We start from the raw sequence: 26,314 nt of genomic DNA, 5'->3' as shown, positions 1-26,314 counted from the left end.
CTTTCGACAAGCCCCAGGTAGACGAAGGCCAGAACCATGACGCAGATCTCGGCGGCCAGCAGCAGGCCTCGGAATATCTGCAGGACGGGTTGAGTGGTGCGCGCCGCGGCCCGGATCGATCCTGCCTGCCGCCGCGCGATGGTCATGACGAACAGCCCGAAGAACCAGTAGCGGATCATCACGATCATCATGACATTGTATTCGCGCGCCAGATGGCGGCTGATGCCGTCCTGCATCGCGAAGACGAAGGTCGTGGCGACCATCAACAGGATGCCGAGGCGGGCGTTGGACTGCATCAGCGCAGCCTCGCACGGGTCATGTGCCGTTTGCGGCCATATCCCGGCGTGCGGATGACATCGAACCCGGCCTGGTCCAGCGCGCGCCTCACATGACCGGCCGCGGTATAGGTCGCGGCCGTGCCGCCGGGTGCCGTGTGGCGCGCGACCTGCGCCATCAGCGAGTCGCCCCAAAGCTCGGGGTTCTTGGCGGGGGAAAAGCCATCCAGAAACCATGCGTCGGCCCTGCCCGTCCAGCACGGCAGGGTTTGTCGCGCATCGCCCGGGATCACCTGCAATGCGAAATCCGACCCCTCCAGCGCATCAGGCACCCCGTTGCGCAATAATTCGACCGGCAGGCCGGGATGCACAGACAGGGCCTGTTGCAGATCGGCGGGTGCCAAGGGGTAGGCCTCGAAGCTGGTGAAGTGCAGCCTGCCCGCGATGCCCCTCGCCCGGAAGGCCGAGAGCGCGACAAGAAAGTTCAATCCCGTGCCGAAGCCAAGCTCGGCGATATGGAATCCGTCTCGGAACCTTGGGGGCAGGTCATTGCCAGCCAGGAAGACATGGTTGGTCTCGGCCACGCCGTCCTGGAGCGAGAAATAGGGATCATCGAAACGCGTCGAGACGGGCACATGCCCGTCGCGCCAGTCGATCTGCGCCCGCTGGTCTGTCATCGTCTTCTGTCCTATGCCGTCGGCGGTGACGATGCGTCGGGAAACGGGGGATTGGCAATGGTGGACGTGACCGTCTTCGGGGCCGGGGCCTTTGGCCTGTCTGTGGCCTGGTGCTGTGCGCGGCGCGGGGCCCGGGTACGCGTGGTCGATCCGGGTGGCGTAGGGGCCGGGGCCTCGGGCGGTATCGTCGGGGCGCTGGCCCCGCATGTGCCCGAGCAGTGGAACGAGAAGAAGGCGTTCCAACTTGAAAGCCTGTTGATGGCCGAGGCGTTCTGGGACGAGGTCGAACGGATCGGCGGCCTGTCGCCTGGCTATGGCCGCACCGGACGCTGGCAGCCGGTGGCGGATGACGAGGCGCTTGCCCGTGCAAAGGCCAGGGCCGAGGGCGCGGGGCAACTCTGGCGAGGCCGCGCCACCTGGGAAGTGATCCGGAGGCCAGGCGGAGACTGGGTGCCAGAAACGCCCACCGGTTACCTGATCCATGATACGTTGACGGCGCGGCTGCATCCCGCAAAGGCCTGTGACGCGCTGGCTGCGGCCATCCGTGCAAAGGGGGGCGAGATCGTGCCCGAGGGCAGGGGCGAAGGGCAGATCCTCCACGCCACCGGCTGGCAGGGTCTGGCGGACTTGACCGCGCGGCACACGCGCCTGGTGGGCGCGGGCATCAAGGGACAGGCTGTGTTGCTGGACCATGACGCCGCGCGGATGCCGCAACTTTTCGTGGATGGCTTGCACATCGTACCCCACGCGGACGGGACGGTGGCCATCGGATCGACGACGGAACGTGAATTCGACATCCCCGATGTCACCGACGCCCAGTGCGAGACCCTGCTGGCGCGTGCCCGGGGTGCCCTGCCCGCCTTGGCCGATGCGCCCGAACTGCGCCGTTGGGCCGGCGTGCGTCCGCGCAGTCGCACCCGCGCGCCGATGCTGGGGCGCCATCCGTTCCGTGACGGCGAGTTCCTGGCCAATGGCGGGTTCAAGATCGGCTTCGGTATGGCCCCGCTTGCGGGCGAGGTCATGGCCGATCTCGTGCTGGAGGGCCGCGACCGTATCCCGGCCTCGTTCGACCCGCGCGCCAGCCTGTAGGCCCTTGCGATCAGCGGCGCGCCATGGCCCGCAGTTGATCCATCAGGTCGGTCAGCATCCGCACCGAGGCCTCGTTGACCAGTTCATCATTCTCGTCAAAGGCGTCGCCGCTGCCCGCGATCAGCACCTCGGGGCCGGGGAGCACCACGGGACGGAACGGGTTCAGGCAAAGCCGCAGCGAGGATTGCGATCGTTCGCCGCCCGCACGCCCGGCTGTCGCCGACATGATGGCGACCGGTTTGTCGCGCCAGGGGTTGCCCTTGGTCCGGCTGACCCAGTCGAGGGCGTTCTTCATCACACCCGACAGCGCCTTGTTGTATTCCGGGCACGAAATGATGACGGCCTCGGCCCCGCTGACCTGGTCGGACAAGGTCTGAACCTTTTCGGGAATTCCGTTTTCCTCGACATCGCCATTGTAGAGGGGCAGGTCCAGGTCGCCCTCCATGAATTCCGTGGGGTCGTAGATACGGGACGCCACACGCATCAGTTTGGTGTTGGTCGAAGTGCGGCGCAAGGACCCGGACAGGCCGAGAAGGTAGGACATGGGGTTCCCTCTTGTCTTGGTTTAGCTGCCACATAGCCGTACGGCCCCGGCTTGCCACCCCGCGCTGCGTGGCACATGGTTGTGCGGAATTGCGAAGGGGAGCGCGGAATGGCCTGTCACGGTGGCGAAATCCTGGTGGCGCAGTTGCATCGGCTGGGGGTGCGGCGGGTGTTCTCGGTACCCGGCGAGAGCTTCCTTGCCGCGCTCGACGGTCTGCATGACAGCGGCATCGCCAATATCGTGTGCCGTCAGGAGGGCGGCGCGGCCATGATGGCCGAGGCCCATGGCAAGATGATCGGCCAGCCAGGCGTCTGTTTCGTCACTCGCGGACCGGGCGCCACCAATGCCAGCGCGGGCATCCATATCGCGCGGCAGGATAGCACGCCGATGGTGATGTTCGTGGGGCAGATCGCGCGCGATCACCGCGACCGCGAGGCCTTTCAGGAAATCGACTATCGCACCATGTTCGGCGGGTTGGCCAAGTGGGTCGCGGAGGTCGACCAGACCGAGCGCCTGCCGGAATACATCGCCCGGGCCTTTTCCGTCGCGGCCAGCGGGCGGCCCGGTCCGGTGGTTCTGGCCCTGCCCGAGGACATGCTGTCGGCCCCTGTGGACCCGCCGGCGATTCGCGCGCGCCAGTCAGAACTGGCGCCGTCACATTCCAGCACCGCAAAGGATGCGCTTGACTGGCTTGCCCGCGCGGAGCGTCCGCTGGTCGTGGTGGGCGGGCCACACTGGTCGCAAGACGCGGCGCGGGACCTTGCGGCCTTTGCCGAAACCCAGGGCCTGCCGGTGGCGCTGGGCTTTCGGCGGCAGGATTATCTGGACAACCGCCATCGCTGCTACGCGGGGGACCTGAACGTCGGGATGAACCCGGCGCTGGCCGAGCGGGTCAAGGCGGCAGACGCGATACTGGTCATCGGCTCGCGGCTGGGGGATATCGAAACGCGCGGTTACACGCTGATCGACCCTGCCGATCCCCATTGCCAAATCTGCCATGTCCATGCTGACCCGGGCGAACCGGGCCGGGTCTACCAGCCCGACCTGGCGGTCACGGCGGATGCTGCCAGCTTCATCAGCGCCTTGTCGCAGCTGCCTGCCTGCGGGCGGGACTGGGCGGACTGGACCGGTTCGGCACGCGCCGATTACGAGGCCTGGGTGGCACCGCAGGAAACCCCCGGGGCGGTAAAACTGGAAGAGGTGGTCCTTTGGCTGTCGAAAACCTTGCCGGAGGACGCGATCCTGACAAACGGCGCGGGCAATTACGCGGCATGGCTGCATCGGTATTTCTGCTACAAGCGCTACGGGACCCAGTTGGCCCCGACCAGCGGCTCCATGGGATATGGGTTTCCGGCGGGTGTCTCGGCTTCGATCGAACATCCTGACCGGGACGTGATCTGTTTCGCGGGCGACGGATGCTTCCAGATGACCCTGAACGAGATGTCGACCGCCGTGCAGCACGGGGCCACGCCTATCGTGATCGTGGCGAACAACGGCCGCTATGGCACGATCCGCATGCACCAGGAAAAGACCTATCCGGGCCGGGTTTCGGGCACTCAACTGGCCAACCCGGATTTCGCCGCGCTTGCCCGCGCCTATGGCGGACATGGCGAGGTCGTTTCGGCGACGGCGGATTTCCCGGCCGCCTTCGACCGTGCGCGCCTGGCCGGTACGCTCGCGGTGATCGAGTTGCAGGTGGACGAGGACGCATTGTCGACAACGATGCGGCTGTCGGATCTGGCCACAGTGGTCTAACCGGTCAGTTGATCGTGCAGCTTGCTGCCGATCTCCTCGATCTGATCGGTTGTGATGGTCAAGGGCGGTGAGAGGCACAGGCTGTCACCCACCGGCCGCGCGATCAGGCCCTTTTCCCAAAGCCCTTCATAGGCCGCGCGCCCGGCATCGCCGACGGCGCCTTTCGTTTCCAGCTGGACCGCGCCGACGATGCCGTAATTGCGAATATCCACCACGCCGGGCAGACCCTTGAGGGCGTGCAGCATGTCTTCCCACGGGGCGGCCATGGCGGCGGCATTCTCGAATATGCCCTCGTCGCGGTAGACATCCAGCGTCGCGATGCAGGCGGCCGAGGCCAGCGGATGGCCCGAATAGGTATAGCCGTGGAAAAGGTCGGGCATCTTGGGAGGGCCGGTCAGGAAGGCCTCGCGCACCTCTTTCGTGACCAAGACGCCGCCCATGGGGACGGTCGCGTTGGTCATGCCCTTGGCGCAGGTGATCAGGTCGGGTTTCACGCCAAAGCCCTGGTAGGCGAAGGCGTTGCCGGTGCGCCCGAAGCCGGTGATGACCTCATCGAAGATGAGCAGGATGCCGTGGGCGTCGCAGATTTCGCGCAGGCGATCCAGGTAGCCTTTTGGCGGCGGATAGACCCCGCCTGCGCCGCTGACGGGTTCAACGATAACGGCGGCGATCGTGTGGCCCCCATGCAGATCACACAGGCGTTGCAGGTCGTCGGCCAGTTCGGCGCCGTTGTCCGGCAGTCCGCGCGAAAAGGCGTTCCCGGGCAGGGATGTTTGCCGCAAATGCGCGGTGGCGGGATAGAGCGTGCCGAACTGCCCCTTGTTCAGCCCCAGCCCGCCCACGGAAAGCCCGCCGAAATTGATCCCGTGATAGGCCTTTTCGCGTCCCACCAGAAGGCGGCGCTCTCCCTCGCCCCGGTGGTGGTGATAGGCCAGCGCGATCTTGAGCGCGGTATCGACGGATTCGGACCCGGAATTGGTGAAAAAGACATGGTCGAAGCCCGGCGCCAGGTCGGTCACGCGCGCGGCGGCCTCGAAGGCGATCGGGTGGCCCTGGTTGAAACTGTGGGCGAAGTCGAGCTGGGCGGCCTGGCGCTGAATCGCCTGCGTGATCTTCGGGTGGGCATGGCCTGCATTGCAGCACCAGAGGCCGCCGGTGCCGTCGAACAGCGTCCTGCCATCGACCGAGGTGTAATAGCAGCCCTCAGCCTTGTGCAGCAGCCGGGGGTTGTCCTTGAACCGGCGGCTTGCCGTGAAGGGCATCCAGAAACTGTCAAGATCGTTCGGAACACGGATCGTGTCGGGCATGGGGCACCTCTTGTCCTTTGGCGAGACGGTGGCACGGGTCGGGGGCGCTGGCAATATAGCGAAACGGGCGCGCCCCGAGGCGCGCCCGTTCATCATGTTCAGGCCGTTGGGTTTATTCGGCGGGGACCGCATGGCCCGCGGCGGGCCGGCGGAAGTGGCGCCGGTTCAGGTGAAAGACCAAGGCGATCATGGCCACCTGGAAAGCGATGGCGACACCGCTGAAGGCCCAGTATGCGACGCCGAATTTGGCGATCAGGCCAGCGCCGACAAGGCCCTTGTTGATCCAGAAGTGGGTCATGACCGACAGGGCGACACCGGGGCAGACCAGTGCGTAGGCGCCGGGCGAATTGCCGTCACCACGCAGGTAAGCGTCGGCGTAGTTCTGACGGCGCAGCACCAGCAGGCCAAGGGCCAGGAAGACACCCTGCACGGCCAGGATCATGGTGGTCATCATCAGGTTGTCAGCCGGGGCGCCGTTGGCCTCGAAAGTGGTGTGCAGGCCATGGCTCTGACGCAGCATCATGATGCCCAACACGGTCAGGATCGGAACGACGACCATCAGGGTCGGGGCGCTTTCCTTGGCGGTGCCGTGGTGCAGCATCGAGTTGAATGCCAGCACGGCGGCGACCACTGCATAAAGCGCTGCAATGGTGCCCACGGTGATCGACAGGATCAGGGATATGCCCACGGTCAGCGGCACGGTGCTCATGGCGGCGGGGGCGGCCAGGCCGACGGCGACCATCGACAGCGCGAAGGCGGGCAGAAGCTGGGCGAAGGAATTGTTCGCGGTCACGTCGAAGACGCCACCTTCGGACAAGACGCGGCCCAGGAAGGCACCGATGCGGCGGAACGCGATCCAGCCGATCAGTGCAAAGGCCACCAGTGCCATCGGGAAGAGGTACTCCACGACGCCCCAGAGGCCGGGCACGAAGACGAGGCCCAGGATGAACATGGCATTCACCGTCATGGCCAACGCCAGCGGCATGGCCAGCAGGGTGGTCTCCGCGTTGGAATTGACCAGCTTGTCGAATTTCTCGGTCTTGGAGAAGGCCGAAAGCCGGGTCAGGTTCCAGATCAGCAGCTTGATATTGAGGAAGGCGAAGCCGGCGATGCCGGTGACGGCCACGAGGATCGCGGCCTGAAGCGGCAGCCCGCCGGTTTGGAAGGCCGCCATGATGTCCTCGAACACGGGCACAGGCTGGTCGGGATGCGGCACCCAGAACATCAGGTACATGAAGAAGGTGACCGCGAGGCCACCGGCCCCCAGCGAGGCCAGGAAGTAGAGCGGCGAATAGGCGTCCGCCGGACGGTGCGTGGTGTGGGACATGGTTGCCTCCTGATACATGGCAAATTCGTAATATTTGGAATATGGACGAGCCAAAAATATATGTCAATAGTGAAATGTAATGGACGTCTAGGTGGTGTCTGAGGCGGCAATGCGATCAATATCTTGTGGATAATCTCCGGCCAGCACCCATATAAGCGCGTGGTGCGTTGACAGAAATGGAAAACGCAGCCCACCATGATCACCGGACAGGAATCAGACACGAGAAACCCGCCCATGCGGTTCACCCGCCTCAGACTCAATGGCTTCAAGAGCTTCGTTGACCCCACCGACCTGGTGATAGCGGATGGGCTGACCGGGGTCGTCGGGCCCAACGGTTGCGGAAAGTCCAATCTGCTGGAGGCACTGCGCTGGGTCATGGGCGAGAACCGTCCCACCGCCATGCGCGGTGGCGGGATGGAGGACGTGATCTTTGCCGGCGCGGCCACGCGGCCCGCGCGCAACCATGCCGAGGTCTCGCTGCACCTCGACAATTCCGACCGGCTGGCGCCCGCCGCGTTCAATGACCAGGGAAACCTTGACATCATCCGTCGCATCACCCGCGACGTGGGCAGCGCCTACAAGGTCAGCGGCAAGGACGTCCGTGCGCGCGACGTCCAGATGCTCTTCGCCGATGCGTCGACCGGCGCGCATTCGCCCGCGTTGGTCCGGCAGGGCCAGATCAGCGAGTTGATTAACGCCAAGCCCAAGGCACGCCGTCGCATCCTGGAAGAGGCGGCGGGAATTTCCGGCCTCTACCAGCGGCGCCACGAGGCCGAATTGAAGTTGAAGGGCTCGGAAACCAACCTCGCGCGGGTCGATGACGTGATCGAACAACTGGCCGCTCAGTTGCAGCAACTGGCTCGCCAGGCCCGCCAGGCCGCACGTTATCGCGCGATCGGCGAGGAATTGCGTCAGGCCGAGGGGCTCTTGCTCTATCGCCGCTGGCAAGAGGCCGACGTGGCCCGTGCCGAGGCCGAGGCGGCGCTGACGGAAAAAACGACATGGGCCGGGCGTACCGAGGCTGCAGCGCGGGAGGCGGCCAAGGCGCGTGCCGAAGCCGAGGAGGCCCTGCCCCCCCTGCGCGAGGAAGAGGCCATTGCGGCGGCTGTCCTGCAGCGATTGCAGGTTCAGCGTGATACGCTCAACGACCAGGAAACGCGCGCGAAACAGACCATCGAGACCCTGACAGCGCGGATCGAACAGCTGACCCGCGACATGGACCGTGAGGCCGGGTTGAACAGGGACGCGGGCGAAACCATCGAGCGGTTGGAATGGGAGGCCCGCGAACTTGCCAAGGCGGGTGAAGGCCACGCCGCCAAGCTGGAAGCGGCACAGTCCGAGGCCCATGACGCTGCCCAGGTCCTGCAAGACCGTGAGACTGACCTGAGCCAGTTGACCGAGGACGTGGCCCGCCTGGCCGCGCGGCACCAATCTGCCAATCGCCTGATCGGAGACAATCGAAAGACCCTCGAAAAGGCCGAATCCGAAGCGGCGCGCGCCAAGGCCGCACAGGAAGAAGCGCAAGCGGCGCTGGAGAAGGCCGCCACGGATCATGCTGCCGCGCAAGAGGCCGAAACCACCGCTCGCGCCACTGCCGAAAGGGCCGAACAGGTCCTGTCCGAAGCCGAGACCGCCCGCGGTGAAACCCAGGGCCGCGAGGCTGATGCCCGCGCACAGAGGTCCGAGGCCGAGGGCGAGGCCAATGCGCTGCGCGCCGAGGTGGGCGCACTGGCCAAGATGGTGGACAGGGATGCCGAGGAAGGCGCACAGCTGCTTGACCAGCTGCGGGTTGAGGGCGGCTATGAAAAGGCGCTTGGCGCGGCCTTGGCGGACGATCTGCGTGCGCCGGTGGTCGAGGATGCCGAAAGCTCGGGCTGGGTTGCCTTGCCCGGCTATACCCAACCCCAGGCGTTGCCCGAAGGGACAATGTCGCTGACCAATTTCGTCTCGGTTCCGCCGGTCCTGGTGCGCCGGATGGGGCAGGTAGGGCTGGTGGACGCCGCCGATGGCCCGGTCCTGCAAAAGGACCTTTTGCCCGGTCAGCGCCTTGTCAGCATGGCGGGCGACCTTTGGCGCTGGGACGGCTTCCGGTCGGCGGCGGAAGACGCGCCCTCGGCCGCTGCTTTGCGCCTTCAGCAACTCAATCGGCTGGTGGAACTCAAGCGCGACCTGGAAGAGGCCAATGCCAAGGCCCATGGTGCGCGCCTGGCCCATGACAGCCTGACCGAGCGCATGGCGGACCTGACCGAGGCAGAACGTACCGCCCGCGAGGCGCGCCGCGCGGCGGATGCCCAGGTGGCCGAGGCCGCCCGTGCCCTGAGCCGTGCCGAGGCCGATCGCAACCTGGCCGAGGGCAAGCTGGAAAGCTCGGGCCTTGCCGTGACGCGCAACGAGGACGAGGCGCAGGCCGCCCGGAAAGCCTTGTCCGAGGCCGAGGCGGGTTTGGAGACCCTTGGTGATCTTGACGCTGCGCGCGCCAATGTCGAGGACGTCAAGATGACCGTCGAGGCGGCGCGTATGACCATGATGGCCAAGCGGTCGGCCCATGACGAACTGCGCCGCGAGGGCGAGGCGCGTCTCAAGCGCAGCCAGGAGGTCACAAAGGAGATATCGGGCTGGAAGCATCGGTTGGAAACCGCGTCGAAACGCTCGGCCGAGCTGGAGGACAGGCGCGCGACCAGCGAGGAAGAGTTGCAGGTCGCGCACTCGGCTCCCGAGGAGATCGCGGCCCAGCGCGCGGCTTTGACCGAGGAGATTACGGTTGCCGAGAATCGCCGTCAGGTCGCTGCCGATGCGCTGGCCGGGGGCGAGACGGCCCTGCGCGAGGCCGGTCTGACCGAACGCGAGGCCGAGCGTGTCGCCGGAGAGGCCCGCGAGGCCCGGGCCCGCGCCGAGGCCCGCGCCGAGGCCGCGCGCGAGACGGTAGAGACTGCGGCCGAACGCATCATGGAGGCGCAGGAGGTCACGCCGGACAAGCTGTTGGCGCGGCTGGATACCGATCCGGCCAAGATCCCCGGTGCCGAGAAGATCGAGGCCGACGTGACCCGCCTGCGCCGTCAGCGCGACGCCTTGGGCGCGGTGAACCTGCGTGCCGAGGAGGACGCCCGCGAGGTGCAGGAAGAGCACGATTCCCTGCTCAAGGAGAAGACCGACCTGGAAGACGCGATCCGCGCCCTGAGGTCCGGCATCGCCAGCCTGAACAAGGAAGGCCGGGAACGGCTGCTGACGGCGTTCGAGCAGGTGAACGAGAATTTCGGGATGCTGTTCAAGCACCTTTTCGGCGGCGGTGAGGCCAAGCTGGTCATGGTTGAAAGCGACGACCCTCTGGATGCCGGGCTGGAGATCATGTGCCAGCCGCCGGGCAAGAAACTCTCGACCCTCAGCCTGCTGTCAGGTGGGGAACAGACCCTGACCGCGCTGGCGCTGATCTTCGCCGTCTTCCTGGCGAATCCCGCGCCGATCTGCGTGCTCGATGAGGTGGACGCGCCGCTGGACGACGCCAACGTGGGCAGGTTCTGCGACCTTCTCGACGAGATGTGCCGTCGCACCGACACCCGCTTTTTGATCATCACGCACCATGCTGTGACGATGAGCCGGATGGACCGCCTGTTCGGGGTCACGATGCAGGAACAGGGGGTCAGTCAGCTGGTTTCCGTCGACCTGAAATCCGCCGAGAAGATGGTCGCCTGACCGCGGTAGAGCCGGCGAGACCCCGCTTTTTGCCGGCCCGGCAAATGCGCCCCGCCCGCCGTCCCGGAAGAGGGCTCTGATCCCATCGCGCAAGCGCGACTCTCTCTCGGTTTTTTCGACCCGGAGAAACCGGACGTCAGAGCGCGTCGAGAAGGTCGCGGGTGGGCCAGGCGTCGGCGGGCAGTCCGCGGCGGACCTGTTCCTTTTGCACCGCGTCGCGGGTCATCGCGCCGATGATGCCGTCGATGCCGCCGACGTCATAGCCGCGCGCGACGAGTTTCTCCTGCAGCGCGATGATTTCCTGACCGGAAAGCCCCGGGTCCGGGTTGCCGGGATCGAAGCGTGGCGCACCTTCCAGGATATTGGCGAAATAGGCGGCGGTGAGCACATAGACGAAGCTCTTGTTCCACTCGAAATAGACGTTGAAATTCGGGTAGGCGAGAAAGGCCGGGCCCTTGCGGCCCATGGGCAGGAGCACCGCGCTTTCGAGATTCTGGTGCAGGCTGCCGGTGCGCGCGGTGACACCCATGGCGGCCCAGTCCGAAGTGGGACGCGGCTGGTCAAGCCCGGTCAGCGACCAGTCGAGAGTGTCGGGCACGCGGATTTCCTGGAGCCAGGGGGCGTCCGCCCGCCAGCCGAGATCCGAAAGCATGGCCGCCCCGGACATCAGCGCATCAGCCGATGAGGTCTTGAGCGTCACACGTCCGTCGCCATCACCATCGATGCCATTTGTCAGGATATCCTCTGGCAACATCTGGACCTGGCCGATCTCGCCGGCCCAGGCGCCGGTGGTGGTGTCGGGGTCAAAGCTCCCTCGCGCGAAAAGCTCAAGCGCGGCGAAGACATGAGGCCGGAAGAGGTCGGGGCGGCGGCAGTCGTGGGCGAGGGTGACCAGCGCATCGCGCGTGTTGTAATCGCCCTGCACCTGACCGAAGTCGGTCTCGAAGGCCCAGAAGGCCAACAGGACGCCCCGGCTGACACCATATCGCGCTTCGATCCGGTCAAAGAGACTGTCAAGCTGGTTGGCGTAGTACTTGCCGTTGTCCACCCTGTACTGGGCGATCAGGCGGTCCGAGAAATCGATGAAATTCAGCTGGAAATGGCCTTGGCGGCGGTCGGCGGCGATGACATCGGGGTCGCGGCGCGTGCCGCGGAAGAAACCGTCTACGGTTGCCCGTTGGTGGCCGCGGTTCACGGCCTCGGCCCGCAGTTCATTGACGAAAGTGGAAAAGCTGCCGCCGCAGGTCTGGGCGGCGGCGGGGCCGGCGAGCAGGGAAAGGACAAGAGCAAGGGCGCGCATGCGGGACTCCGGTATTCTATGGTACGGAGCCTAGCAAGTTGTCTCGGCCGGGCAAGGGCGCATGACGGCCGGGCCCGGCGGCGCGCGGGCGGCCGCCGGGCGGTCATGCCAGATCCGGCCTGGCTTGCGTCAGGCTACGGACTGCAGGCGTTCGCGCCCATGTGGTGCGTCGTGGTCCAGGACCGGATTTATGGGAATGATCCGGCTGGGGTTAATCGTTTCGTGGCTGTAGTGGTAGTGTTCGACGATGTGGCCCATGTGGACGGTTTCCGACACCGGCCCATCGGGGGCCTGCCATTGGTAAAGCTCGCGGGTGAAAGCCCAAAGGTTGGGATAGTCGATCAGCCGCTTTCGGTTGCACTTGAAGTGCAAATGATAGACGGGGTCGAACCGTATCAGCGTGGTCCAGAGCCGCCAGTCGGCCTCGGTGATGCGGTCACCCATCAGGTAGCGGTTGCGCGACAGGTGCTCTTCCAGCCACCCGAGGCTGTCGAACAGGGGATGCACGGCGGCGTCATAGGCCTCTTGCGTGGTTGCGAAGCCGGACTTGTAGACGCCGTTGTTCACAGTGTCATAGATGCGAGCGTTGATCGGCTCGATCGCGTCGCGCAGGTCTGCTGGCCAATAATCGTCGCTATTGCCCGTCAGCCCGTCGAAGGCCGAATTGAACATGCGGATGATCTCGGAACTTTCGTTCGAGACGATGGTCTCGCGCTGCCGGTCCCAGAGGATCGGCACGGTGACGCGGCCCGAGATCTCGGGATCGGCCTTGAGATAGATGTCACGGGCGAAAGGCAGCCCGTAGAGTTGGTCGCCCGTGGCGCCGTCGAAATCCGTCTCGAAGGTCCAACCATCCGAAAGCATATGGGGATGCACGACCGAGACGCCGATGTGATCTGTCAGGCCCTTCAGCTGGCGGAACACCAGCGCACGGTGTGCCCATGGGCAGGCGTAGGAAACGTAGAGGTGATACCGGCCACTTTCTGCCTTGAAGCCGCCCTCGCCGGACGGTCCGGGTTTGCCGTCGGGGGTAAGCCAGTTGCGAAAGCGCGAGGTATCACGCTTGAAGGCGCCACCTGTCGACTTGGTATCGTACCAGGTGTCTTCCCACTTGCCGTTGACGAGCTGGCCCATGGCAGCCTCCCTTGATTGTTCTGGGGTGAAAATAGGGCCAAGCGGATCGCGCGCAAAGGGCGAGGAATGCGCATCTAACCCCGCACATGCGCACAGGCGCTGCCGGCCGGCGCAGGTCTGCGCTGGTGGTTGGGGCGCGATGGCGCCCTGAACATCACGGAGGCCGCGCGCAGTGGTCGCGGACCTGTCTTGACGTGGAACGCTTTCACCTCATGCTGTGTCCCGGAGTAGGAGGATTCGATGACCGATTTTCTGCCGGAAGAGTTGCAGCGCGAGTTGAGTGCCGCCCAGCGACGGGCCGAGGTCCGCAAGAGCCGCCTGCGCGTCGAGGCAGGCGGCGTGCATTACCGCGTTCTACGGCTGCGCAAGTCCGGCTTTTCGGTCGATATCGAGGATGCGCCGAATTTGCGCGGACTGGTCGACCTTTACGACGGTTCGCGCCACCTGTCGCAATGCCTGATCGTTGCCGCCGAGGCGGAGGGCGACCTGATGCATTACGAGTTCAAGCGCAACACCGCCTCGGGCGATGGTGCCCCGCTCGACTACGAACGTGACGAGGATGCCCCGATCGCCCTCTTGCCGCGTTGATCGCTTCACTGCAGGTCGGAAAAAGCCTTTGACAGGCGTTCGAGGGCCTCTTTTACCCTTGCCTTCTGGGTGCCCAGATTGAACCGCATGAAGGTTTCGCCGCCGGTTCCCAGTGTGTGCCCGGGGGTCGCCGCGATGCGGGCGCTGTCCCGTAGCCGGGCGTGGATCTCGGCCTGATCCATGCCGGTTCCGGCGAAATCGACCCAGGCCAGGTAGGTGCTTTCCATCGGCATTGCCCTGAGCCCCGGTATCGCGTCGACCCCGGTGCAGAACAGGTCGCGGTTGACTTGCAGATAAGGCACCAGCTGGTCCACCCAGGCCGCGCCCTCGGGGCTGTAGGCGGCACGTGTCAGCGTGACGCCCAGCAGATTCGGGCTGATGTCGAAGCCGCGGAAGTACCGGTTGAACCGGGCGCGCAGGTCGGGGTCGGGGATGATCATGTAACCGGTGCGCGCACCCGCGATGGAGAAGGTCTTGGACGCCGCGCTCATCGTCACCAGCCGCGATTCGATCCCTGGGACGGCCAGGTGCGACGGCAGGAAGCTGTGGCCTTCGAAAACAAGATCGCCGTGCACTTCGTCCGAGACCAGCAGCAGCTCGTGGCGTTCACAGAACGCGGCCATGTCCCGCAATTCCGCGCGCGTCCAGACGCGGCCGGCGGGATTGTGCGGTGAACTGATCAGCAGGATCTTTTCCTTGCCGGTCATGCGCGCCTCAAAGGAGTCGAAGTCCAGCGCGTAGACACCATCCCGGACCACCAGCGGGAGTTCGGTCACCACGCGTTCGGTCCGGCCGATCTTGGCGGCGAATTCATGGTAGACGGGGGTAAGGATCGCCACGTGATCGCCGGGTTCGGTGAAGCACTGGATGGTCAGTGCGATCGCATTGCCCAGCCCGTAGGTCGTGAAAATCCAGTCGGTGTCGATGTCCCAGCCATGGCGCGCGTCCTGCCACCATCGGATCGACTCGTGGAACGTGTCCAAGTCGCAGAAATAACCGTAATCAGCGCGCTCCATCAGCCCGCGCATGGCATCTTGCAGGAAACCCGGTGCTTCGAAATCCTTGTCGGCAATCCACATCGGCAGGCCCTCGTCAGGCGAGATTCCGAAGGCGGATTGCATCATGTCCCACTTTGTGGAGCCGGAGCCGATGCGGTGGGTCAGTGTGTCGAAGCTCATTGGTTCCTCGTGTATTGGCCGGATGCGAAGCTATCTGTCCCCGCGCCAAGTGCAAGGGGCGCGTATTGCGCCCCGTGGTGCAATCACATAAATGGCTTCTCATGAGTCTGAGACCGATCCTGATCCACCCTGATCCGCGCCTGAAAAAGGTTGCGACGCCGGTTGCCCAAGTGACTGACGACATCCGGCGCCTGGCCGACGACATGCTGGAAACCATGTATGACGCGCCGGGCATCGGGCTGGCCGCGCCGCAGGTGGGTGTGATGGATCGGCTGCTGGTGATGGATTGTATCAAGGACCCCGAGGCGACGCCCGAGCCCATGGTCCTGATTAACCCCGAGGTTACCGAGACGTCGGAGGAAACCAACGTCTACGAGGAGGGTTGCCTGTCCATACCGGAACAGTTCGCGGACGTGGAACGCCCCGCCGAGGTGACGGTCAAGTGGCTGGGGCTGGACGGGCAGACACACAGCGAGCACTTCGACGGGCTCTGGGCGACCTGCGTGCAGCACGAGATCGACCACCTGAACGGCAAGCTCTTCATCGATTACCTCAAGCCTCTAAGGCGGCAGATGATCACGCGTCGGATGGTCAAGCTCAAGCGCGAGAAGGCCCGCGCCTGAATGTCGCCGCGCCCCTTTGTTCGCTGGCCCGACAAGCTTCTGCGCACTCCCGCGCACCCGGTGGAGGCGATCACGGACGACATCCGCAGTCTCTGGGATGAAATGGTCGAGGCCATGGATGCGATGCCCGGGGTCGGCCTGGCGGCGGTGCAGCTTGGCGTGCCGTTGCGGCTGGCTGTGGTGGATGCGAGTGACAAGCGCGGACAGTCGATCCGCATGGCCAACCCGGAGGTGCTTCATGCCAGCGTCGAACTGCGCGAGCACCAAGAGGCCTCGCCCAACCTGCCCGGCGTCTCGGCGGTCATCTCGCGGCCGCGCGCCGTCACGGTGCGGTTCATGGATGAAAGCGGGACCTATGACCGGCGGGATTTCGTGGGGCTCTGGGCGACCAGTGTGCAGCACCAGATCGACCACTTGAACGGGCGCATGTATTTCGATCACCTGTCGCGTCTGAAACGCGACCGGCTGATCGGCAAGGCCCGGAAGCTGCGGGTCGGCTAGCAGGAGGACCGCATGCGCATCGTTTTCATGGGATCGCCCGATTTTTCCGTGCCGGTGCTTGAGGCCTTGGCGGGGGCGGGTCACGAGATCGCGTGCGTCTACTGCCAGCCGCCCCGGCCGGCAGGGCGCGGCAAGAAACGCCGCCCGACCCCTGTGCAGGCGCGGGCAGAGGTGATGGGCCTGCCGGTGCGCCATCCGGTGTCGTTGAAGGGGGCGTCTGAACAGGCGGATTTCGCCGCGCTAGGCGCGGATGTCGCCGTGGTCGTGGCCTATGGTCTTTTGCTTCCGCAGGCCATTCTGGATGCGCCGGCGCATGGCTGTCTGAACATCCATGCCTCGCTTCTGCCGCGCTGGCGCGGTGCGGCGCCGATCCACCGTGCGGTCATCGAGGGGGATAGCGAAACCGGGGTCTGCATCATGCAGATGGAGGCGGGGCTGGACACTGGCCCTGTTCTGCTGCGCGAGTCCACGCTGATCGGTTCGGAGGAAACGACCGGACGGCTTCATGACCGGCTATCGGCCATGGGCGCGCGGTTGATCGTCGCGGCGCTTGGCGATCTCGACGGGTTGACGCCCGTCCCCCAACCAGAAGAGGGCGTGACCTACGCGGTCAAGATCGACAAGGCCGAGGCGCGGGTGAATTGGTCCGACGCCACCGACCGGATCGTGCGTCAGATCAACGGCCTGTCGCCCTTTCCCGGCGCCTGGAGCGATATCGGCGGCGAGCGGATAAAGTTCCTGCGCGCCCGGCGGGCGGACCGCAACCTGCCCGCCGGGCACATATCGGCCGATGGCGGTTTCTCCGTTGGGTCCGGGGATGGCGCCGTCGAAATTCTCGAACTGCAGCGTCCGGGCAGGCGGCCCGCGCCGGTGTCCGAAGTGCTCAAGGGCTGGCAGCCGCCCGAAACCGCCTAGCCTTTGAAGGGCGCCATGCCCAAGCGCGCCAGTTCGTCGGCGCGTTCGTTCTCGGGGTGGCCGGCATGGCCCTTGACCCATTCCCAGGTCACATCATGGCGCGCCGCGGCGGCGTCCAGCGCCTGCCAGAGTTCGGCATTCTTGACGGGCTTCTTCTGGGCCGTCTTCCAACCCTTGGCCTTCCACCCGTGAATCCATTTCGTGATTCCGTCTTTGACGTAGTTGCTGTCGGTCACGATCGTAACGCGGCTGGGCCGTGACAGCGCGTTCAGCGCCTCGGTCGCGGCCATGAGTTCCATGCGGTTGTTGGTGGTTCCCGCTTCGCCGCCCGAAAGTTCTTTCTCGCGCAGCACGCGGTCGCCATCGCGGGCCTGTAACAGCGCGCCCCAGCCACCGGGGCCGGGATTGCCCGAACAGGCACCGTCTGTGAACGCGAAAAGATCAGGCATGGGCGGTCAGGGTGATCCCAGGGTCGTGATTGTCGCGACGGCTCTTTGCCTTGGCGATGCCCCGGAATGCAACCGGGAAAACGGCCCGCGCAGACCGCGGTTCACAGGATCACTGGCAACAGGCATAGCACGACCACCAGTGTCAGTGGCAGCCGCAGCGCCATCCACCAGCGCGGAGCCAACCCCGCGTTCCAGAAGAACCAGTCCAGCAACAGAAGTCCGGCAAAGCCCGTGGCGAGGTTGACCGCGGCGGTGACCGCGCCGCCCCCCACCATGAAGAAGGCCCAAAGCGCAGGGAGCACCGACAGAGCATAGCCGATCGCCGCCAGTCGGCCAGTCGCCCGGGTCGCGAAACCCCAGAGGACCCCGGCCATGAAGGCAAGGATCACTGTGCCATAGGCGATCTGGATGTAGGGTCCTATGAAGCGCCCGCCGAGCCGCGTCATCCATTGCATCCCCAAATCCGGGAGCAACACGGTCACTGCCCCCCAGAGAAAGGGCAGAAGCCCGGCAAAGCCGAGCACGAGGGCGGAGCGGGGTATATCCTTCATGGCGCAATAGATGATCCGGACGCCCGCGCTTGGCAAGCGGGCAGGTGCCTCAGGCCGGTTCGCGCAGGGCGCGGGGCACCTTGAATTCCACGTCTTCGCGGGCGGTTTCGACGGTTTCGACCGTGACATCGTAGCGATCGCGGAAGGTGTCGATCACCTCGTTGATCAATGCCTCGGGGGCCGAGGCACCCGCGGTGATGGCAACCGAAGCGATCCCGTCAAGCGCGCGCCAGTCGATGTCCGCAGCCCGCTGGACCAGCTGTGCATAAGGACAGCCCGCCTTGCGCCCCACCTCGACCAGTCGCCGGGAATTCGAGGAATTGGGCGCGCCCACCACCAGAAGGGCATCGGCCCGGGGCGCCACGGCCTTGACGGAGTCCTGCCGGTTCGTGGTGGCGTAGCAGATATCTTCCTTGTGGGGGCCGATGATATTGGGAAACCGCGCCTGCAGGGCGGCGACGATATCGGCCGTGTCATCCACAGACAGCGTGGTCTGCGTGACGAAGGCCAGCCTTTCGGGGTCGCGCACCTGCACCCGGGCCACGTCGTCGACGGTTTCCACGAGCAGGACCTCGCCCTCGGGCAGCTGGCCCATGGTGCCCACGGTTTCGGGGTGACCGGCGTGGCCGATCATGATCATCTGAAGGCCGTTCTCGGCGTGGCGGGCGGCCTCTATGTGCACCTTAGACACCAGAGGGCAGGTGGCATCGACATAGATCATCTTGCGCTTTGCGGCCTCTGCCGGAACGGCCTTGGGCACGCCATGGGCCGAGAAGATCACCGGGCGATCATCCGGGCACTCGTCCAGTTCCTCGACAAAGACCGCACCCTTGGCGCGCAGGTCGTCAACCACGTATTTGTTATGCACGATCTCGTGGCGCACGTAGACGGGTGCCCCCCATTTATCGAGGGCCATCTCGACGATCTTGATGGCGCGATCGACACCGGCGCAAAACCCCCGCGGGGCGGCCAGAAGCAGTGTTAGGGGCGGCTTGGTCATGTGCCGAACCTAGGGGCTTGGGGCGGACACGTCCAGAACGCGGTGAGACAAAAGGGGGCTTGCCTTCCAGCGCGGGACCCCCGGCACGGTAGGCCTTTCAAAGAGGAGAATGAAATCATGCGAAACAGGCTTGCCAGTCTTGCCGGCATCGGGGGGATAGGTGCCGTGATTGCGGTATCGGCGCTTGCCGATCAGAAGCCGGGGCAGCTTTTGCCCAATGATGTGCCCGGCGCCGTCGCCGCGGGTGCGGGGATCTATCAGGCGCAGTGTGCCGGTTGCCACGGCGCCGACCTGGGGGGCGAGCCGGATTGGCGCCAGCCCAAGGAGAGCGGCCGGATGCCGGCCCCGCCGCATGATGAGACCGGCCATACCTGGCATCATCCGGACATCCAGCTGTTCATGCTGACGAAATACGGGGTCGCCGCGGTGGTCGGCGATGGCTACGAAAGCGACATGCCGGGCTTTGAGGATGTTCTGACAGACCGGGAAATCCTGCAGGTGCTGGCCTATATCAAGAACTCTTGGCCGGACGGGATCATCGCGCGTCATGACCAGATTAACGCCGCCGCCGCCCAGCAGGTGCAATAGGCGACGGCGGGCGTTCGGACTGCCCTGGCCGCGCTGGCGTCATTCGGTCCCGGCTGTGGCCTCGACTCGGCTTTCGCGCGGTTCACGCGGGGGGCGCCCGATGACCTCGCGCAGGTCCTCCAGCTCGATGAAATTATCGGCCTGGCGGCGCAGTTCGTCGGCGATCATCGGCGGCTGGCTACGAATGGTCGAGACGACCGAAACGCGCACCCCCTTGCGCTGGATCGATTCGATCATCGGCCGGAAATCGCCATCGCCCGAGAACAGGACAATGTGATCCACGTGGGGGGCCAGCTCCATCGCATCGACCGTCAGTTCGATGTCCATGTTGCCCTTGACCTTGCGTCGGCCCTGGCTGTCTGTGAACTCTTTCGCGGGCTTGGTCACCATGGTGAAGCCGTTGTAATTCAGCCAGTCGACCAGCGGCCTGATCGGCGAATACTCGTCATTCTCAAGCAGGGCGGTATAGTAGAAAGCCCTGAGCAGCTTGCCGCGACGCATGAATTCCTGTCGAAGCAGCTTGTAGTCGATGTCGAACCCAAGTGCCTTGGCGGCGGCATAGAGGTTCGATCCATCGATGAAGAGCGCCAGGCGCTCATCGCGATAGAACATGAATTTTCCTTCCAATGGCGATTCACCGGTTGGGGTTTGTTCTGAGTGGTATTAGTCCGGCGAAGCTTGGAGAATGTAAGAGCAATATGACATGGAACAACCTTTCCTTAGGGGCACCATCGAAAGATTGATCCTTGTCGCTCTCGGGTCGAACGGTGACTCGCCCTATGGCGGGGCGCGGGCGACGGTGCAGGGGGCAGGTGAGGTATTGCGCGCGGCCTTCGGCGACGGCGTTGCGATCAGCCGGTTGTTCGCCACACCGGCCTTTCCCGCCGGCTCGGGGCCGGATTTCGTGAACGCCGCGGCAGCCTTTCACAGCGCGGCGGCCCCGGGCGATATCCTGACCCGCCTGCACGAGATCGAGGCCGAATTCGGCCGGACCAGGCGCAAACGCTGGGGACAGCGCAGCCTGGATCTGGACCTGATAGCGGTCGGGGATCTTGTGCTGCCGGACCCGGTCACGCAGGCGCACTGGCGCGACCTGCACCTGTCCGAGCAACAAAGGAAAGCACCCGAGGAGCTGATTCTGCCGCATCCGCGGATACAGGACCGGGCCTTCGTTCTGGTGCCCCTGGCCGATGTGGCCGACGGCTGGCGCCACCCCGAACTGGGCCTGACCGTTGCACAGATGTACGCTGCGTGCCCCGAACCCGAGATTGCCGGGGTCAAACCCCTTTGACGATCCCGAAATCGCCTTGTCAAAGTGCTGTCAAGGCTTTATGCACCGGCTTTCACCGACGACCAGACCGACCGATTGGAGTGCCCCCATGGCCCGCGTTACCGTTGAAGACTGCGTAGACAAGGTTCCGAACCGCTTCGAGCTGGTGATGCTTGCCGCGCACCGGGCACGCGAGATTTCGGCCGGGTCCCCCGTCACCGTGGACCGCGACAACGACAAGAACCCGGTCGTGTCTCTGCGCGAGATCGCAGACGAGACCCAGCAGGCCGATGACCTGCGCGAGCGCCTGATCGAGTCGAACCAGACCCAGATCGAGATCGATGAGCCCGAAGAAGATTCGATGGCGATCCTCATGGGTGGCGGCAGCGAACAGGCCGACGCCCCCGTCGAGGACGACATGAGCGAGGAAAAGCTCCTGCGCGCCCTGATGGAAGCCCAGGGCCAGAAGTAAGGGCGGACACGGACCGGGCATGATCGCGGCAGATGACCTGATCGGGCTGGTCCGAACCTATAACCCCAAGACCAACGAGGATCTGATCCGTGATGCCTTCGCCTTCGGGGCGGAGATGCATGACGGGCAGTTCCGTCATTCTGGCGAGCCCTACTTCACCCATCCGGTTGCCGTGGCGGGCATCCTGGCCGAGCAGCAGATGGACGACGGCACCCTCGTCACGGCCCTGCTGCATGACACCATCGAGGACACCAAGGCCAGTTTTTCGACCGTAGAGCAACGCTTCGGGCGTGAAATCGCAGATCTTGTCGAGGGCGTCACCAAGCTGACCAACCTGCAGCTTACGGATGCGGCCTCGAAGCAGGCCGAAAACTTCCGCAAGCTGTTCATGGCCACCTCTCGCGATCTACGGGTGACACTGGTCAAGCTGGCCGACCGGCTGCACAACATGCGCACCATCAAGTCCATGCGTCCGGACAAGCAGGTCCAGAAGGCGCGCGAGACGATGGATATATATGCCCCGCTCGCGGGCCGCATGGGGATGCAATGGATGCGCGAGGAACTGGAGGACCTGGCCTTTCGCGTACTCAATCCCGAGGCGCGCAATTCCATCATCCGCCGCTTCATCACGCTGCAACGCGAAACAGGTGACGTGATCGAGAAGATCACCACCGACATGGAAACCGAGCTGGACCGCGCGGGCCTGGTGGCCGAGGTCTATGGCCGTGCAAAGAAGCCCTATTCGATCTGGCGCAAGATGCAGGAAAAGGACCAGGGCTTCTCGCGCCTCTCCGACATTTACGGCTTTCGCATCATAACCGGGACCGAGGCCGACTGCTATGCCGTTCTGGGCGTCATCCACCAGCGCTGGCGCGCGGTGCCCGGCCGGTTCAAGGACTATATCAGCCAGCCCAAGTCGAACGGCTACCGTTCCATTCACACCACTGTCTCAGGGCGCGACGGCAAACGTGTCGAGGTGCAGATTCGCACCCGCGAGATGCACGAGGTTGCCGAGACCGGCGTCGCCGCACATTGGTCCTATCGCGATGGCGAACGGGTAGAGAACCGCTTTGCGGTCGATCCAGCGCGCTGGATCGCCTCCATGACCGAACGCCTGGACGAGGGGCATGACCACGACGAATTCCTCGATTTCGTCAAGCTGGAGATGTACCAGGATCAGGTCTTCTGCTTCACGCCCAAGGGCGATGTGATCAAGCTGCCGCGCGGGGCGACACCGATCGACTTCGCCTATGCCATACATACCCGGATCGGTCATGCCACCGTGGGCGCCAAGGTGGACGGGCTGCGCGTGCCGCTTTGGACACGTCTCAAGAACGGACAGTCTGTCGAGATCATCACTGCCGAGGGTCAGAGTCCTCAGGTGACCTGGGTGGATATCGCCGTGACTGGCCGAGCCAAGACCGCCATCCGCCGTGCCCTGCGCGAAGAGGACCGCGAGCGGTTCATCCGGCTGGGCCGGGAATTGGCTCGCGTGGCCTTCGAGAATATCGGCAAGAAAGCCACCGACAAGGCCCTGCGCACCGCCGCCAAGGCGATGGGGCTGGCCAAGACCGAGGACTTGCTGGAACAGCTTGGCAGCGCCCACTTGACCAGCCGCGAGGTGGTCCGCGCCATTTATCCAGAACTGGCCGAGGCCGACGGCCCCGAGATCGAGCCGCGCCGCGCCGTCGTGGGCCTGGCCGCCGACCAGTCCTTGCGTCGCGCTCAGTGCTGCCAGCCGGTGCCGGGCGAACGGATCGTGGGGATCACCCAGCGTGGTCAGGGCGTTGTCGTGCATGCCATAGATTGTGACGTCCTGGCCCAGTACGAAGACCAGCCCGACCGTTGGGTCGACCTGCACTGGGCCGAGGGCACGCACCGGCCTGGCAACACGGTCACCATGGACCTGACCATCACCAACGACGCCGGCGTCCTGGGCCGCATCTGCACGCTGATCGGCGAGCAGGACGCGAACATTTCGGACCTTGTCTTCATTGACCGCAAACCGGACTACTACAGGTTGCTGATCGAGGTTGACCTGCGCGACGTGGAACATATGCACAGGATCATGACGGCGCTTGAGGCGGAGAGCCACGTCTCGGCGATCAGCCGTCACCGCGACCCCGCGAGGGCGGGGGCGGTCGAACGCCAGGATTAGGACGGGAACGCGACAGGTGGTCTTCAGACGCAGGGACAGACGCCCGATCTGGCGGATCATCTTCGAGCTCTTCTGGCCGCGCGGCGGTTGGGGGCGGGCGGCGCGTTATGTTCAGTACCGTGTGCGCCGGCTGCCCGACACCCCCGAGAAGATCGGGCGTGGCATCTGGGCCGGGGTCTTCGTGACCTTCACCCCCTTCTTCGGGCTGCACTTCTTCATCTCGGTCTTTCTGGCCGGGTTGATGCGGGGCAACCTTGTCGCTGCACTGCTGGCGACCTTTTTCGGGAACCCGCTGACCTACATCCCGATCGCGGCCACCTCGCTGTGGTTCGGGCACATGCTGCTGGGGCAGGCGCCGGGACGGCTGGATATCAACGCCGAGATTTCTGCCGCCTGGACCGACATCTGGCACAATTTGCGTGCACTGTTCTCGCCCGAGGAGATGCAATGGGAGGGTCTTCAGGCCTTTTACCAGACGACCTTCTTTCCTTTCATGATCGGTTCGATCATTCCCGGCGTCATCACGGCGACGATCTGTTATTATCTGGCCGTGCGAGTGATCCATGCCTATCAGAACAGGCGGCGCAAGTTGCTCAAGGCCAAGCTGCGCAAGCTCAAGCAGCCGCCCGCCGGGCCGGACACGGGCAAGGGGCCGCCGCATGGCCCGTGATGGACCAATTCAGGATTTGTCATGCAAGCCGGCTTTCACCTGCGGCGGCGTGGCGCTAGCCTCGCGCGGCAGAAAAATGGAGAACAGGGATGCACGACTTGCGTCTGGGCGTGAACATCGACCATGTGGCCACCGTGCGCAACGCCCGGGGCGGGGCCTATCCCGACCCGGTGCGCGCTGCCAAGCTGGCCGAGGCGGCCGGCGCCGACGGGATCACCGCGCATCTTCGCGAGGACCGGCGCCACATCTCGGACCGCGACATCGAGGCGCTGACCGAGGCGCTTGAGGCCCCGCTCAATTTCGAGATGGCGGCAACCGAGGAAATGCAGCGCATCGCCCTGCGACACCGGCCCCATGCTGTCTGCATCGTCCCCGAGAAGCGCGAGGAACGCACCACCGAGGGCGGGCTCGAAGTTGCGCGCGAGGAGAACCGGCTGGCGCATTTCATCGCGCCGCTGCGCGAGGCCGGGTGCCGCGTGTCCATATTCATCGCCGCAGACGCACGCCAGATCGAAGCAGCGCACCGTATCGGCGCGCAGGTTGTCGAACTGCATACCGGAGCCTATTGCGATGCGCAGGCCGAAGGTCGCGCCGACGACCGCGACCGAGAACTGGACTCCCTGCGCGAGATGTCCGCCTTCACACATTCTCTGGGGCTCGAGGTTCACGCGGGCCACGGACTGACGTTCGATACCGTGCAGCCGATCGCGGCATTCCCTGAGGTCAAGGAGTTGAATATTGGTCATTTCATCATCGCCGAGGCGATCTTCATGGGGCTGGACCCGGCAATTCGTGAGATGCGCCGCCTGATGGACGAGGTGCGGCGATGACTGATCTTCTGATCCCCTTGCCGGTGATTTTGCTGGGCTGGATGCTGGCCGCAGGCAGCCCCGGCCCGGCAACGCTGGCGATATCGGGCACCTCGATGCGGTATGGCCGCACGTCGGGGATGGCTGTGGCGCTGGGCATTGTGACCGGTTCGGCCTGCTGGGGGATCGCCGCGGCGCTGGGTTTCTCGGCGGTCATGAGAGCCAACGCCTGGGCCTTCGAGGCGCTGCGCTACGCTGGCGCCGCCTATCTTCTCTACCTGGCTGTGAAATCCCTGCGCTCTGCCTGGCGCAACCGCTCCGCAGAGTTGGGAGCGGTGCCGCGCCACCGCTTCTTCGCCAAGGGTCTTCTGATCCACCTGACCAATCCCAAGGCCATGCTGGCCTGGGGGTCGATTTTTGCCATCACCCTGCCGTCGGGCTCCGACCCGCAACACGTCGGCCGCTTGCTCGCCCTGCTTGTGCTGGTCTCAGCGACGATGTTTCTGGGATATGCTTGGCTCTTCTCGGTCGGCGCCATCTCATGCGCCTATGCCAGGATGCGGCGCTGGTTCGAACTGGCCTTCGGGCTTCTGTTTGGCGCAGCCAGCCTGCGGATCTTCACCCTGCGGCCGGAGGTCTGATGGCGATGATCCGCCACTGCGTCATGCTGCGCCTGCGCGAGGATGCCGATCCCGCGGCCCTGACGGCGGTGATGGAGGGGCTGCAGGCGCTTGTCGGCTTGATCGAGGGGTTCAAGGGTTTCACCCATGGTCCGAACCTGGACGCCGAAGGCAAGTCGCCGGATTACCCCCATGGGTTCATCTGTGTCCTGGCCGACCGCGCCGCGCTGGACCGCTATGCCGCAGATGCCCGCCACCGGGCGCTGGGTGCGCGCCTCGCGGCACTCTGTACGAGTGGGGCCGAGGGGATCGTCGTCTACGACCTGCTGACAGAGGCGGACCCGGGGGGCGCGGCATGATCCTTGGCATCGGCACCGACCTTGCCAACATCGAGCGCGTCCAGGGCACGCTCGATCGCTTCGGCGACCGGTTCCGCAACCGTGTCTTCACCGAGGTGGAGCAGGCCAAGGCCGAGCGCCGGGCAGATATCGCGGGAACATATGCGAAACGCTGGGCTGCGAAAGAGGCCTGTTCCAAGGCGCTGGGGACAGGGCTGCGCATGGGAATCGCCTGGAAGGACATGGCCGTGAGCAACGTTGCGACGGGCCAGCCCGTAATGGCCGTCACCGGCTGGGCCCGGGACAGGTTGGCGGAAATGACACCAGAGGGCCACGAGGCCATCATCCACGTCACCCTGACCGACGATCACCCCTGGGCGCAGGCCTTCGTGCTGATCGAGGCGCGGCCCCTGACCGCCCCGGACTGACAGGTTGACTCGAGCGTTCCCCCGCCCCATGAAGCAGCGGTCTTTCAAAGGGAATTCC

At 65.1% G+C, this 26,314-nt stretch carries 27 protein-coding genes and 1 pseudogene; 16 read left to right on the top strand and 12 right to left on the bottom strand.

The genetic code is table 11. The annotated features are described in order from the left end of the window. Positions 1–296: pseudogene (locus VJ897_RS02840) on the bottom strand (EamA/RhaT family transporter); the annotation flags it as partial. Then, positions 296–952 carry a tRNA (5-methylaminomethyl-2-thiouridine)(34)-methyltransferase MnmC2 gene (gene mnmC2, locus VJ897_RS02835; RefSeq protein ID WP_324053060.1) on the bottom strand — a complete coding sequence of 219 codons (657 nt, stop codon included), beginning with the start codon at positions 950–952 and terminating at the stop codon, positions 296–298. The pseudogene VJ897_RS02840 and the gene mnmC2, both read right to left, overlap by 1 nt. 57 nt (positions 953–1,009) lie before the next feature. On the opposite strand from mnmC2, the gene VJ897_RS02830 reads away from it, so the two are divergent. Beyond that, complete coding sequence (locus VJ897_RS02830; protein ID WP_324053058.1) at positions 1,010–2,041, top strand: NAD(P)/FAD-dependent oxidoreductase; 1,032 nt, start codon at positions 1,010–1,012, stop codon at positions 2,039–2,041. Between the two features lie 10 nt (positions 2,042–2,051). On the opposite strand, the gene VJ897_RS02825 is transcribed toward VJ897_RS02830, so the two are convergent. After that, complete coding sequence (locus VJ897_RS02825) at positions 2,052–2,585, bottom strand: NADPH-dependent FMN reductase (RefSeq protein ID WP_324053057.1); 534 nt, start codon at positions 2,583–2,585, stop codon at positions 2,052–2,054. Between the two features lie 108 nt (positions 2,586–2,693). On the opposite strand from VJ897_RS02825, the gene VJ897_RS02820 reads away from it, so the two are divergent. After that, positions 2,694–4,340, top strand: coding sequence for a thiamine pyrophosphate-binding protein (locus VJ897_RS02820; RefSeq protein WP_324053055.1), 1,647 nt, complete (start codon positions 2,694–2,696; stop codon positions 4,338–4,340). Here VJ897_RS02820 and aptA read toward each other — a convergent pair. Further along, the gene (aptA, locus tag VJ897_RS02815; RefSeq protein WP_324053053.1) at positions 4,337–5,647 is read right to left on the bottom strand and encodes an omega-aminotransferase AptA; all 1,311 of its coding nucleotides are present in this window, start codon (positions 5,645–5,647) and stop codon (positions 4,337–4,339) included. The genes VJ897_RS02820 and aptA overlap by 4 nt on opposite strands. 112 nt (positions 5,648–5,759) lie before the next feature. After that, positions 5,760–6,974, bottom strand: a complete 1,215-nt coding sequence (locus VJ897_RS02810; protein ID WP_324053051.1) for a TsoY family (seleno)protein — start codon at positions 6,972–6,974, stop codon at positions 5,760–5,762. A gap of 234 nt (positions 6,975–7,208) precedes the next feature. On the opposite strand from VJ897_RS02810, the gene smc reads away from it, so the two are divergent. Then, the gene (gene smc, locus VJ897_RS02805; RefSeq protein WP_324053049.1) at positions 7,209–10,664 is read left to right on the top strand and encodes a chromosome segregation protein SMC; all 3,456 of its coding nucleotides are present in this window, start codon (positions 7,209–7,211) and stop codon (positions 10,662–10,664) included. Positions 10,665–10,800: 136 nt separating this feature from the next. On the opposite strand, the gene VJ897_RS02800 is transcribed toward smc, so the two are convergent. Both VJ897_RS02800 and VJ897_RS02795 read right to left on the bottom strand, forming a co-directional pair. Continuing rightward, positions 10,801–11,964, bottom strand: a complete 1,164-nt coding sequence (locus VJ897_RS02800) for a lytic murein transglycosylase (RefSeq protein WP_324053047.1) — start codon at positions 11,962–11,964, stop codon at positions 10,801–10,803. 129 nt (positions 11,965–12,093) lie between these two features. After that, complete coding sequence (locus tag VJ897_RS02795; protein WP_324053045.1) at positions 12,094–13,098, bottom strand: glutathione S-transferase family protein; 1,005 nt, start codon at positions 13,096–13,098, stop codon at positions 12,094–12,096. 240 nt (positions 13,099–13,338) lie between these two features. On the opposite strand from VJ897_RS02795, the gene VJ897_RS02790 reads away from it, so the two are divergent. Beyond that, positions 13,339–13,686: a hypothetical protein gene (locus VJ897_RS02790; RefSeq protein WP_324053043.1), complete on the top strand. Its 348-nt coding sequence runs from the start codon at positions 13,339–13,341 to the stop codon at positions 13,684–13,686. A gap of 5 nt (positions 13,687–13,691) precedes the next feature. Here the strand turns inward: VJ897_RS02790 and VJ897_RS02785 are convergent, their stop codons facing one another. Beyond that, on the bottom strand, positions 13,692–14,864 hold the full coding sequence (locus tag VJ897_RS02785; protein ID WP_324053042.1) for a MalY/PatB family protein: 1,173 nt from the start codon (positions 14,862–14,864) through the stop codon (positions 13,692–13,694). Between the two features lie 101 nt (positions 14,865–14,965). On the opposite strand from VJ897_RS02785, the gene def (VJ897_RS02780) reads away from it, so the two are divergent. Genes def (VJ897_RS02780) through fmt form a run of 3 tightly spaced genes read left to right on the top strand, consistent with a single transcriptional unit; the run spans position 14,966 to position 16,903 of the window. After that, complete coding sequence (gene def / locus VJ897_RS02780) at positions 14,966–15,487, top strand: peptide deformylase (protein WP_324053040.1); 522 nt, start codon at positions 14,966–14,968, stop codon at positions 15,485–15,487. After that, positions 15,488–15,988 carry a peptide deformylase gene (gene def, locus VJ897_RS02775; RefSeq protein WP_324053038.1) on the top strand — a complete coding sequence of 167 codons (501 nt, stop codon included), beginning with the start codon at positions 15,488–15,490 and terminating at the stop codon, positions 15,986–15,988. 12 nt (positions 15,989–16,000) lie between these two features. Then, positions 16,001–16,903, top strand: a complete 903-nt coding sequence (gene fmt, locus VJ897_RS02770; RefSeq protein ID WP_324053036.1) for a methionyl-tRNA formyltransferase — start codon at positions 16,001–16,003, stop codon at positions 16,901–16,903. Here fmt and rnhA read toward each other — a convergent pair. The 3 genes from rnhA to ispH form a co-directional block, all read right to left on the bottom strand. Further along, a complete protein-coding gene (gene rnhA / locus VJ897_RS02765; protein WP_324053034.1) occupies positions 16,900–17,352 on the bottom strand; it encodes a ribonuclease HI in 453 nt (150 codons plus the stop codon). The genes fmt and rnhA overlap by 4 nt on opposite strands. A gap of 101 nt (positions 17,353–17,453) precedes the next feature. Next, positions 17,454–17,903, bottom strand: coding sequence for a DUF3429 domain-containing protein (locus VJ897_RS02760; protein WP_324053032.1), 450 nt, complete (start codon positions 17,901–17,903; stop codon positions 17,454–17,456). 49 nt (positions 17,904–17,952) lie between these two features. After that, on the bottom strand, positions 17,953–18,903 hold the full coding sequence (gene ispH, locus VJ897_RS02755; RefSeq protein ID WP_324053031.1) for a 4-hydroxy-3-methylbut-2-enyl diphosphate reductase: 951 nt from the start codon (positions 18,901–18,903) through the stop codon (positions 17,953–17,955). A gap of 165 nt (positions 18,904–19,068) precedes the next feature. On the opposite strand from ispH, the gene VJ897_RS02750 reads away from it, so the two are divergent. Continuing rightward, positions 19,069–19,491, top strand: a complete 423-nt coding sequence (locus VJ897_RS02750; protein ID WP_324053029.1) for a c-type cytochrome — start codon at positions 19,069–19,071, stop codon at positions 19,489–19,491. Positions 19,492–19,530: 39 nt separating this feature from the next. Here VJ897_RS02750 and VJ897_RS02745 read toward each other — a convergent pair whose 3' ends face one another. Next, positions 19,531–20,103: a LabA-like NYN domain-containing protein gene (locus VJ897_RS02745; RefSeq protein WP_324053027.1), complete on the bottom strand. Its 573-nt coding sequence runs from the start codon at positions 20,101–20,103 to the stop codon at positions 19,531–19,533. 91 nt (positions 20,104–20,194) lie between these two features. Between VJ897_RS02745 and folK the strand changes: the two genes are divergently transcribed. From folK to acpS, 8 genes are all read left to right on the top strand, one after another. After that, a complete protein-coding gene (gene folK, locus VJ897_RS02740; RefSeq protein ID WP_324053025.1) occupies positions 20,195–20,782 on the top strand; it encodes a 2-amino-4-hydroxy-6-hydroxymethyldihydropteridine diphosphokinase in 588 nt (195 codons plus the stop codon). Between the two features lie 88 nt (positions 20,783–20,870). Continuing rightward, on the top strand, positions 20,871–21,233 hold the full coding sequence (gene rpoZ / locus VJ897_RS02735; RefSeq protein ID WP_324053024.1) for a DNA-directed RNA polymerase subunit omega: 363 nt from the start codon (positions 20,871–20,873) through the stop codon (positions 21,231–21,233). 19 nt (positions 21,234–21,252) lie between these two features. Further along, complete coding sequence (locus tag VJ897_RS02730; RefSeq protein ID WP_324053022.1) at positions 21,253–23,391, top strand: RelA/SpoT family protein; 2,139 nt, start codon at positions 21,253–21,255, stop codon at positions 23,389–23,391. 16 nt (positions 23,392–23,407) lie between these two features. Continuing rightward, positions 23,408–24,061, top strand: a complete 654-nt coding sequence (locus tag VJ897_RS02725; protein WP_324053020.1) for a DUF2062 domain-containing protein — start codon at positions 23,408–23,410, stop codon at positions 24,059–24,061. Between the two features lie 89 nt (positions 24,062–24,150). After that, positions 24,151–24,891 (top strand): pyridoxine 5'-phosphate synthase, encoded by a 741-nt coding sequence (locus VJ897_RS02720; protein ID WP_324053018.1) that lies wholly within the window; start codon positions 24,151–24,153, stop codon positions 24,889–24,891. Beyond that, entirely contained in the window at positions 24,888–25,511 is a 624-nt protein-coding gene (locus VJ897_RS02715; RefSeq protein ID WP_324053017.1) for a LysE family translocator, read from the top strand. Before VJ897_RS02720 ends, VJ897_RS02715 begins: the two co-directional genes overlap by 4 nt. Continuing rightward, positions 25,511–25,849 (top strand): Dabb family protein, encoded by a 339-nt coding sequence (locus VJ897_RS02710; RefSeq protein ID WP_324053015.1) that lies wholly within the window; start codon positions 25,511–25,513, stop codon positions 25,847–25,849. The genes VJ897_RS02715 and VJ897_RS02710 overlap by 1 nt, the downstream gene beginning before the upstream one ends. Next, positions 25,846–26,256 (top strand): holo-ACP synthase, encoded by a 411-nt coding sequence (gene acpS, locus VJ897_RS02705; protein ID WP_324053013.1) that lies wholly within the window; start codon positions 25,846–25,848, stop codon positions 26,254–26,256. The genes VJ897_RS02710 and acpS overlap by 4 nt, the downstream gene beginning before the upstream one ends. Positions 26,257–26,314 lie beyond the last annotated feature (58 nt).

Source organism: Salibaculum sp., from assembly GCF_035270045.1.
Lineage (GTDB): Bacteria > Pseudomonadota > Alphaproteobacteria > Rhodobacterales > Rhodobacteraceae > Salibaculum.
The sequence above is the reverse complement of the archived record's forward strand: the minus strand, read 5'-3'. Positions and strand labels throughout refer to the sequence as shown.

Excerpts from the sequence above, each read along its gene's own strand:
- VJ897_RS02810 (WP_324053051.1), bottom strand. The coding sequence starts at position 6,974 with ATGTCCCACACCACGCACCGTCCGGCGGACGCCTATTCGCCGCTCTAC.
- acpS (WP_324053013.1), top strand. The coding sequence starts at position 25,846 with ATGATCCTTGGCATCGGCACCGACCTTGCCAACATCGAGCGCGTCCAG.
- VJ897_RS02825 (WP_324053057.1), bottom strand. The coding sequence starts at position 2,585 with ATGTCCTACCTTCTCGGCCTGTCCGGGTCCTTGCGCCGCACTTCGACC.
- def (WP_324053038.1), top strand. The coding sequence starts at position 15,488 with ATGTCGCCGCGCCCCTTTGTTCGCTGGCCCGACAAGCTTCTGCGCACT.
- ispH (WP_324053031.1), bottom strand. The coding sequence starts at position 18,903 with ATGACCAAGCCGCCCCTAACACTGCTTCTGGCCGCCCCGCGGGGGTTT.
- VJ897_RS02820 (WP_324053055.1), top strand. The coding sequence starts at position 2,694 with ATGGCCTGTCACGGTGGCGAAATCCTGGTGGCGCAGTTGCATCGGCTG.
- def (WP_324053040.1), top strand. The coding sequence starts at position 14,966 with ATGAGTCTGAGACCGATCCTGATCCACCCTGATCCGCGCCTGAAAAAG.
- VJ897_RS02710 (WP_324053015.1), top strand. The coding sequence starts at position 25,511 with ATGGCGATGATCCGCCACTGCGTCATGCTGCGCCTGCGCGAGGATGCC.
- VJ897_RS02795 (WP_324053045.1), bottom strand. The coding sequence starts at position 13,098 with ATGGGCCAGCTCGTCAACGGCAAGTGGGAAGACACCTGGTACGATACC.
- VJ897_RS02745 (WP_324053027.1), bottom strand. The coding sequence starts at position 20,103 with ATGTTCTATCGCGATGAGCGCCTGGCGCTCTTCATCGATGGATCGAAC.
- VJ897_RS02785 (WP_324053042.1), bottom strand. The coding sequence starts at position 14,864 with ATGAGCTTCGACACACTGACCCACCGCATCGGCTCCGGCTCCACAAAG.
- smc (WP_324053049.1), top strand. The coding sequence starts at position 7,209 with ATGCGGTTCACCCGCCTCAGACTCAATGGCTTCAAGAGCTTCGTTGAC.
- fmt (WP_324053036.1), top strand. The coding sequence starts at position 16,001 with ATGCGCATCGTTTTCATGGGATCGCCCGATTTTTCCGTGCCGGTGCTT.
- rnhA (WP_324053034.1), bottom strand. The coding sequence starts at position 17,352 with ATGCCTGATCTTTTCGCGTTCACAGACGGTGCCTGTTCGGGCAATCCC.
- VJ897_RS02715 (WP_324053017.1), top strand. The coding sequence starts at position 24,888 with ATGACTGATCTTCTGATCCCCTTGCCGGTGATTTTGCTGGGCTGGATG.
- VJ897_RS02730 (WP_324053022.1), top strand. The coding sequence starts at position 21,253 with ATGATCGCGGCAGATGACCTGATCGGGCTGGTCCGAACCTATAACCCC.
- VJ897_RS02790 (WP_324053043.1), top strand. The coding sequence starts at position 13,339 with ATGACCGATTTTCTGCCGGAAGAGTTGCAGCGCGAGTTGAGTGCCGCC.
- folK (WP_324053025.1), top strand. The coding sequence starts at position 20,195 with ATGGAACAACCTTTCCTTAGGGGCACCATCGAAAGATTGATCCTTGTC.
- VJ897_RS02830 (WP_324053058.1), top strand. The coding sequence starts at position 1,010 with ATGGTGGACGTGACCGTCTTCGGGGCCGGGGCCTTTGGCCTGTCTGTG.
- VJ897_RS02800 (WP_324053047.1), bottom strand. The coding sequence starts at position 11,964 with ATGCGCGCCCTTGCTCTTGTCCTTTCCCTGCTCGCCGGCCCCGCCGCC.
- rpoZ (WP_324053024.1), top strand. The coding sequence starts at position 20,871 with ATGGCCCGCGTTACCGTTGAAGACTGCGTAGACAAGGTTCCGAACCGC.
- aptA (WP_324053053.1), bottom strand. The coding sequence starts at position 5,647 with ATGCCCGACACGATCCGTGTTCCGAACGATCTTGACAGTTTCTGGATG.
- mnmC2 (WP_324053060.1), bottom strand. The coding sequence starts at position 952 with ATGACAGACCAGCGGGCGCAGATCGACTGGCGCGACGGGCATGTGCCC.
- VJ897_RS02720 (WP_324053018.1), top strand. The coding sequence starts at position 24,151 with ATGCACGACTTGCGTCTGGGCGTGAACATCGACCATGTGGCCACCGTG.
- VJ897_RS02760 (WP_324053032.1), bottom strand. The coding sequence starts at position 17,903 with ATGAAGGATATACCCCGCTCCGCCCTCGTGCTCGGCTTTGCCGGGCTT.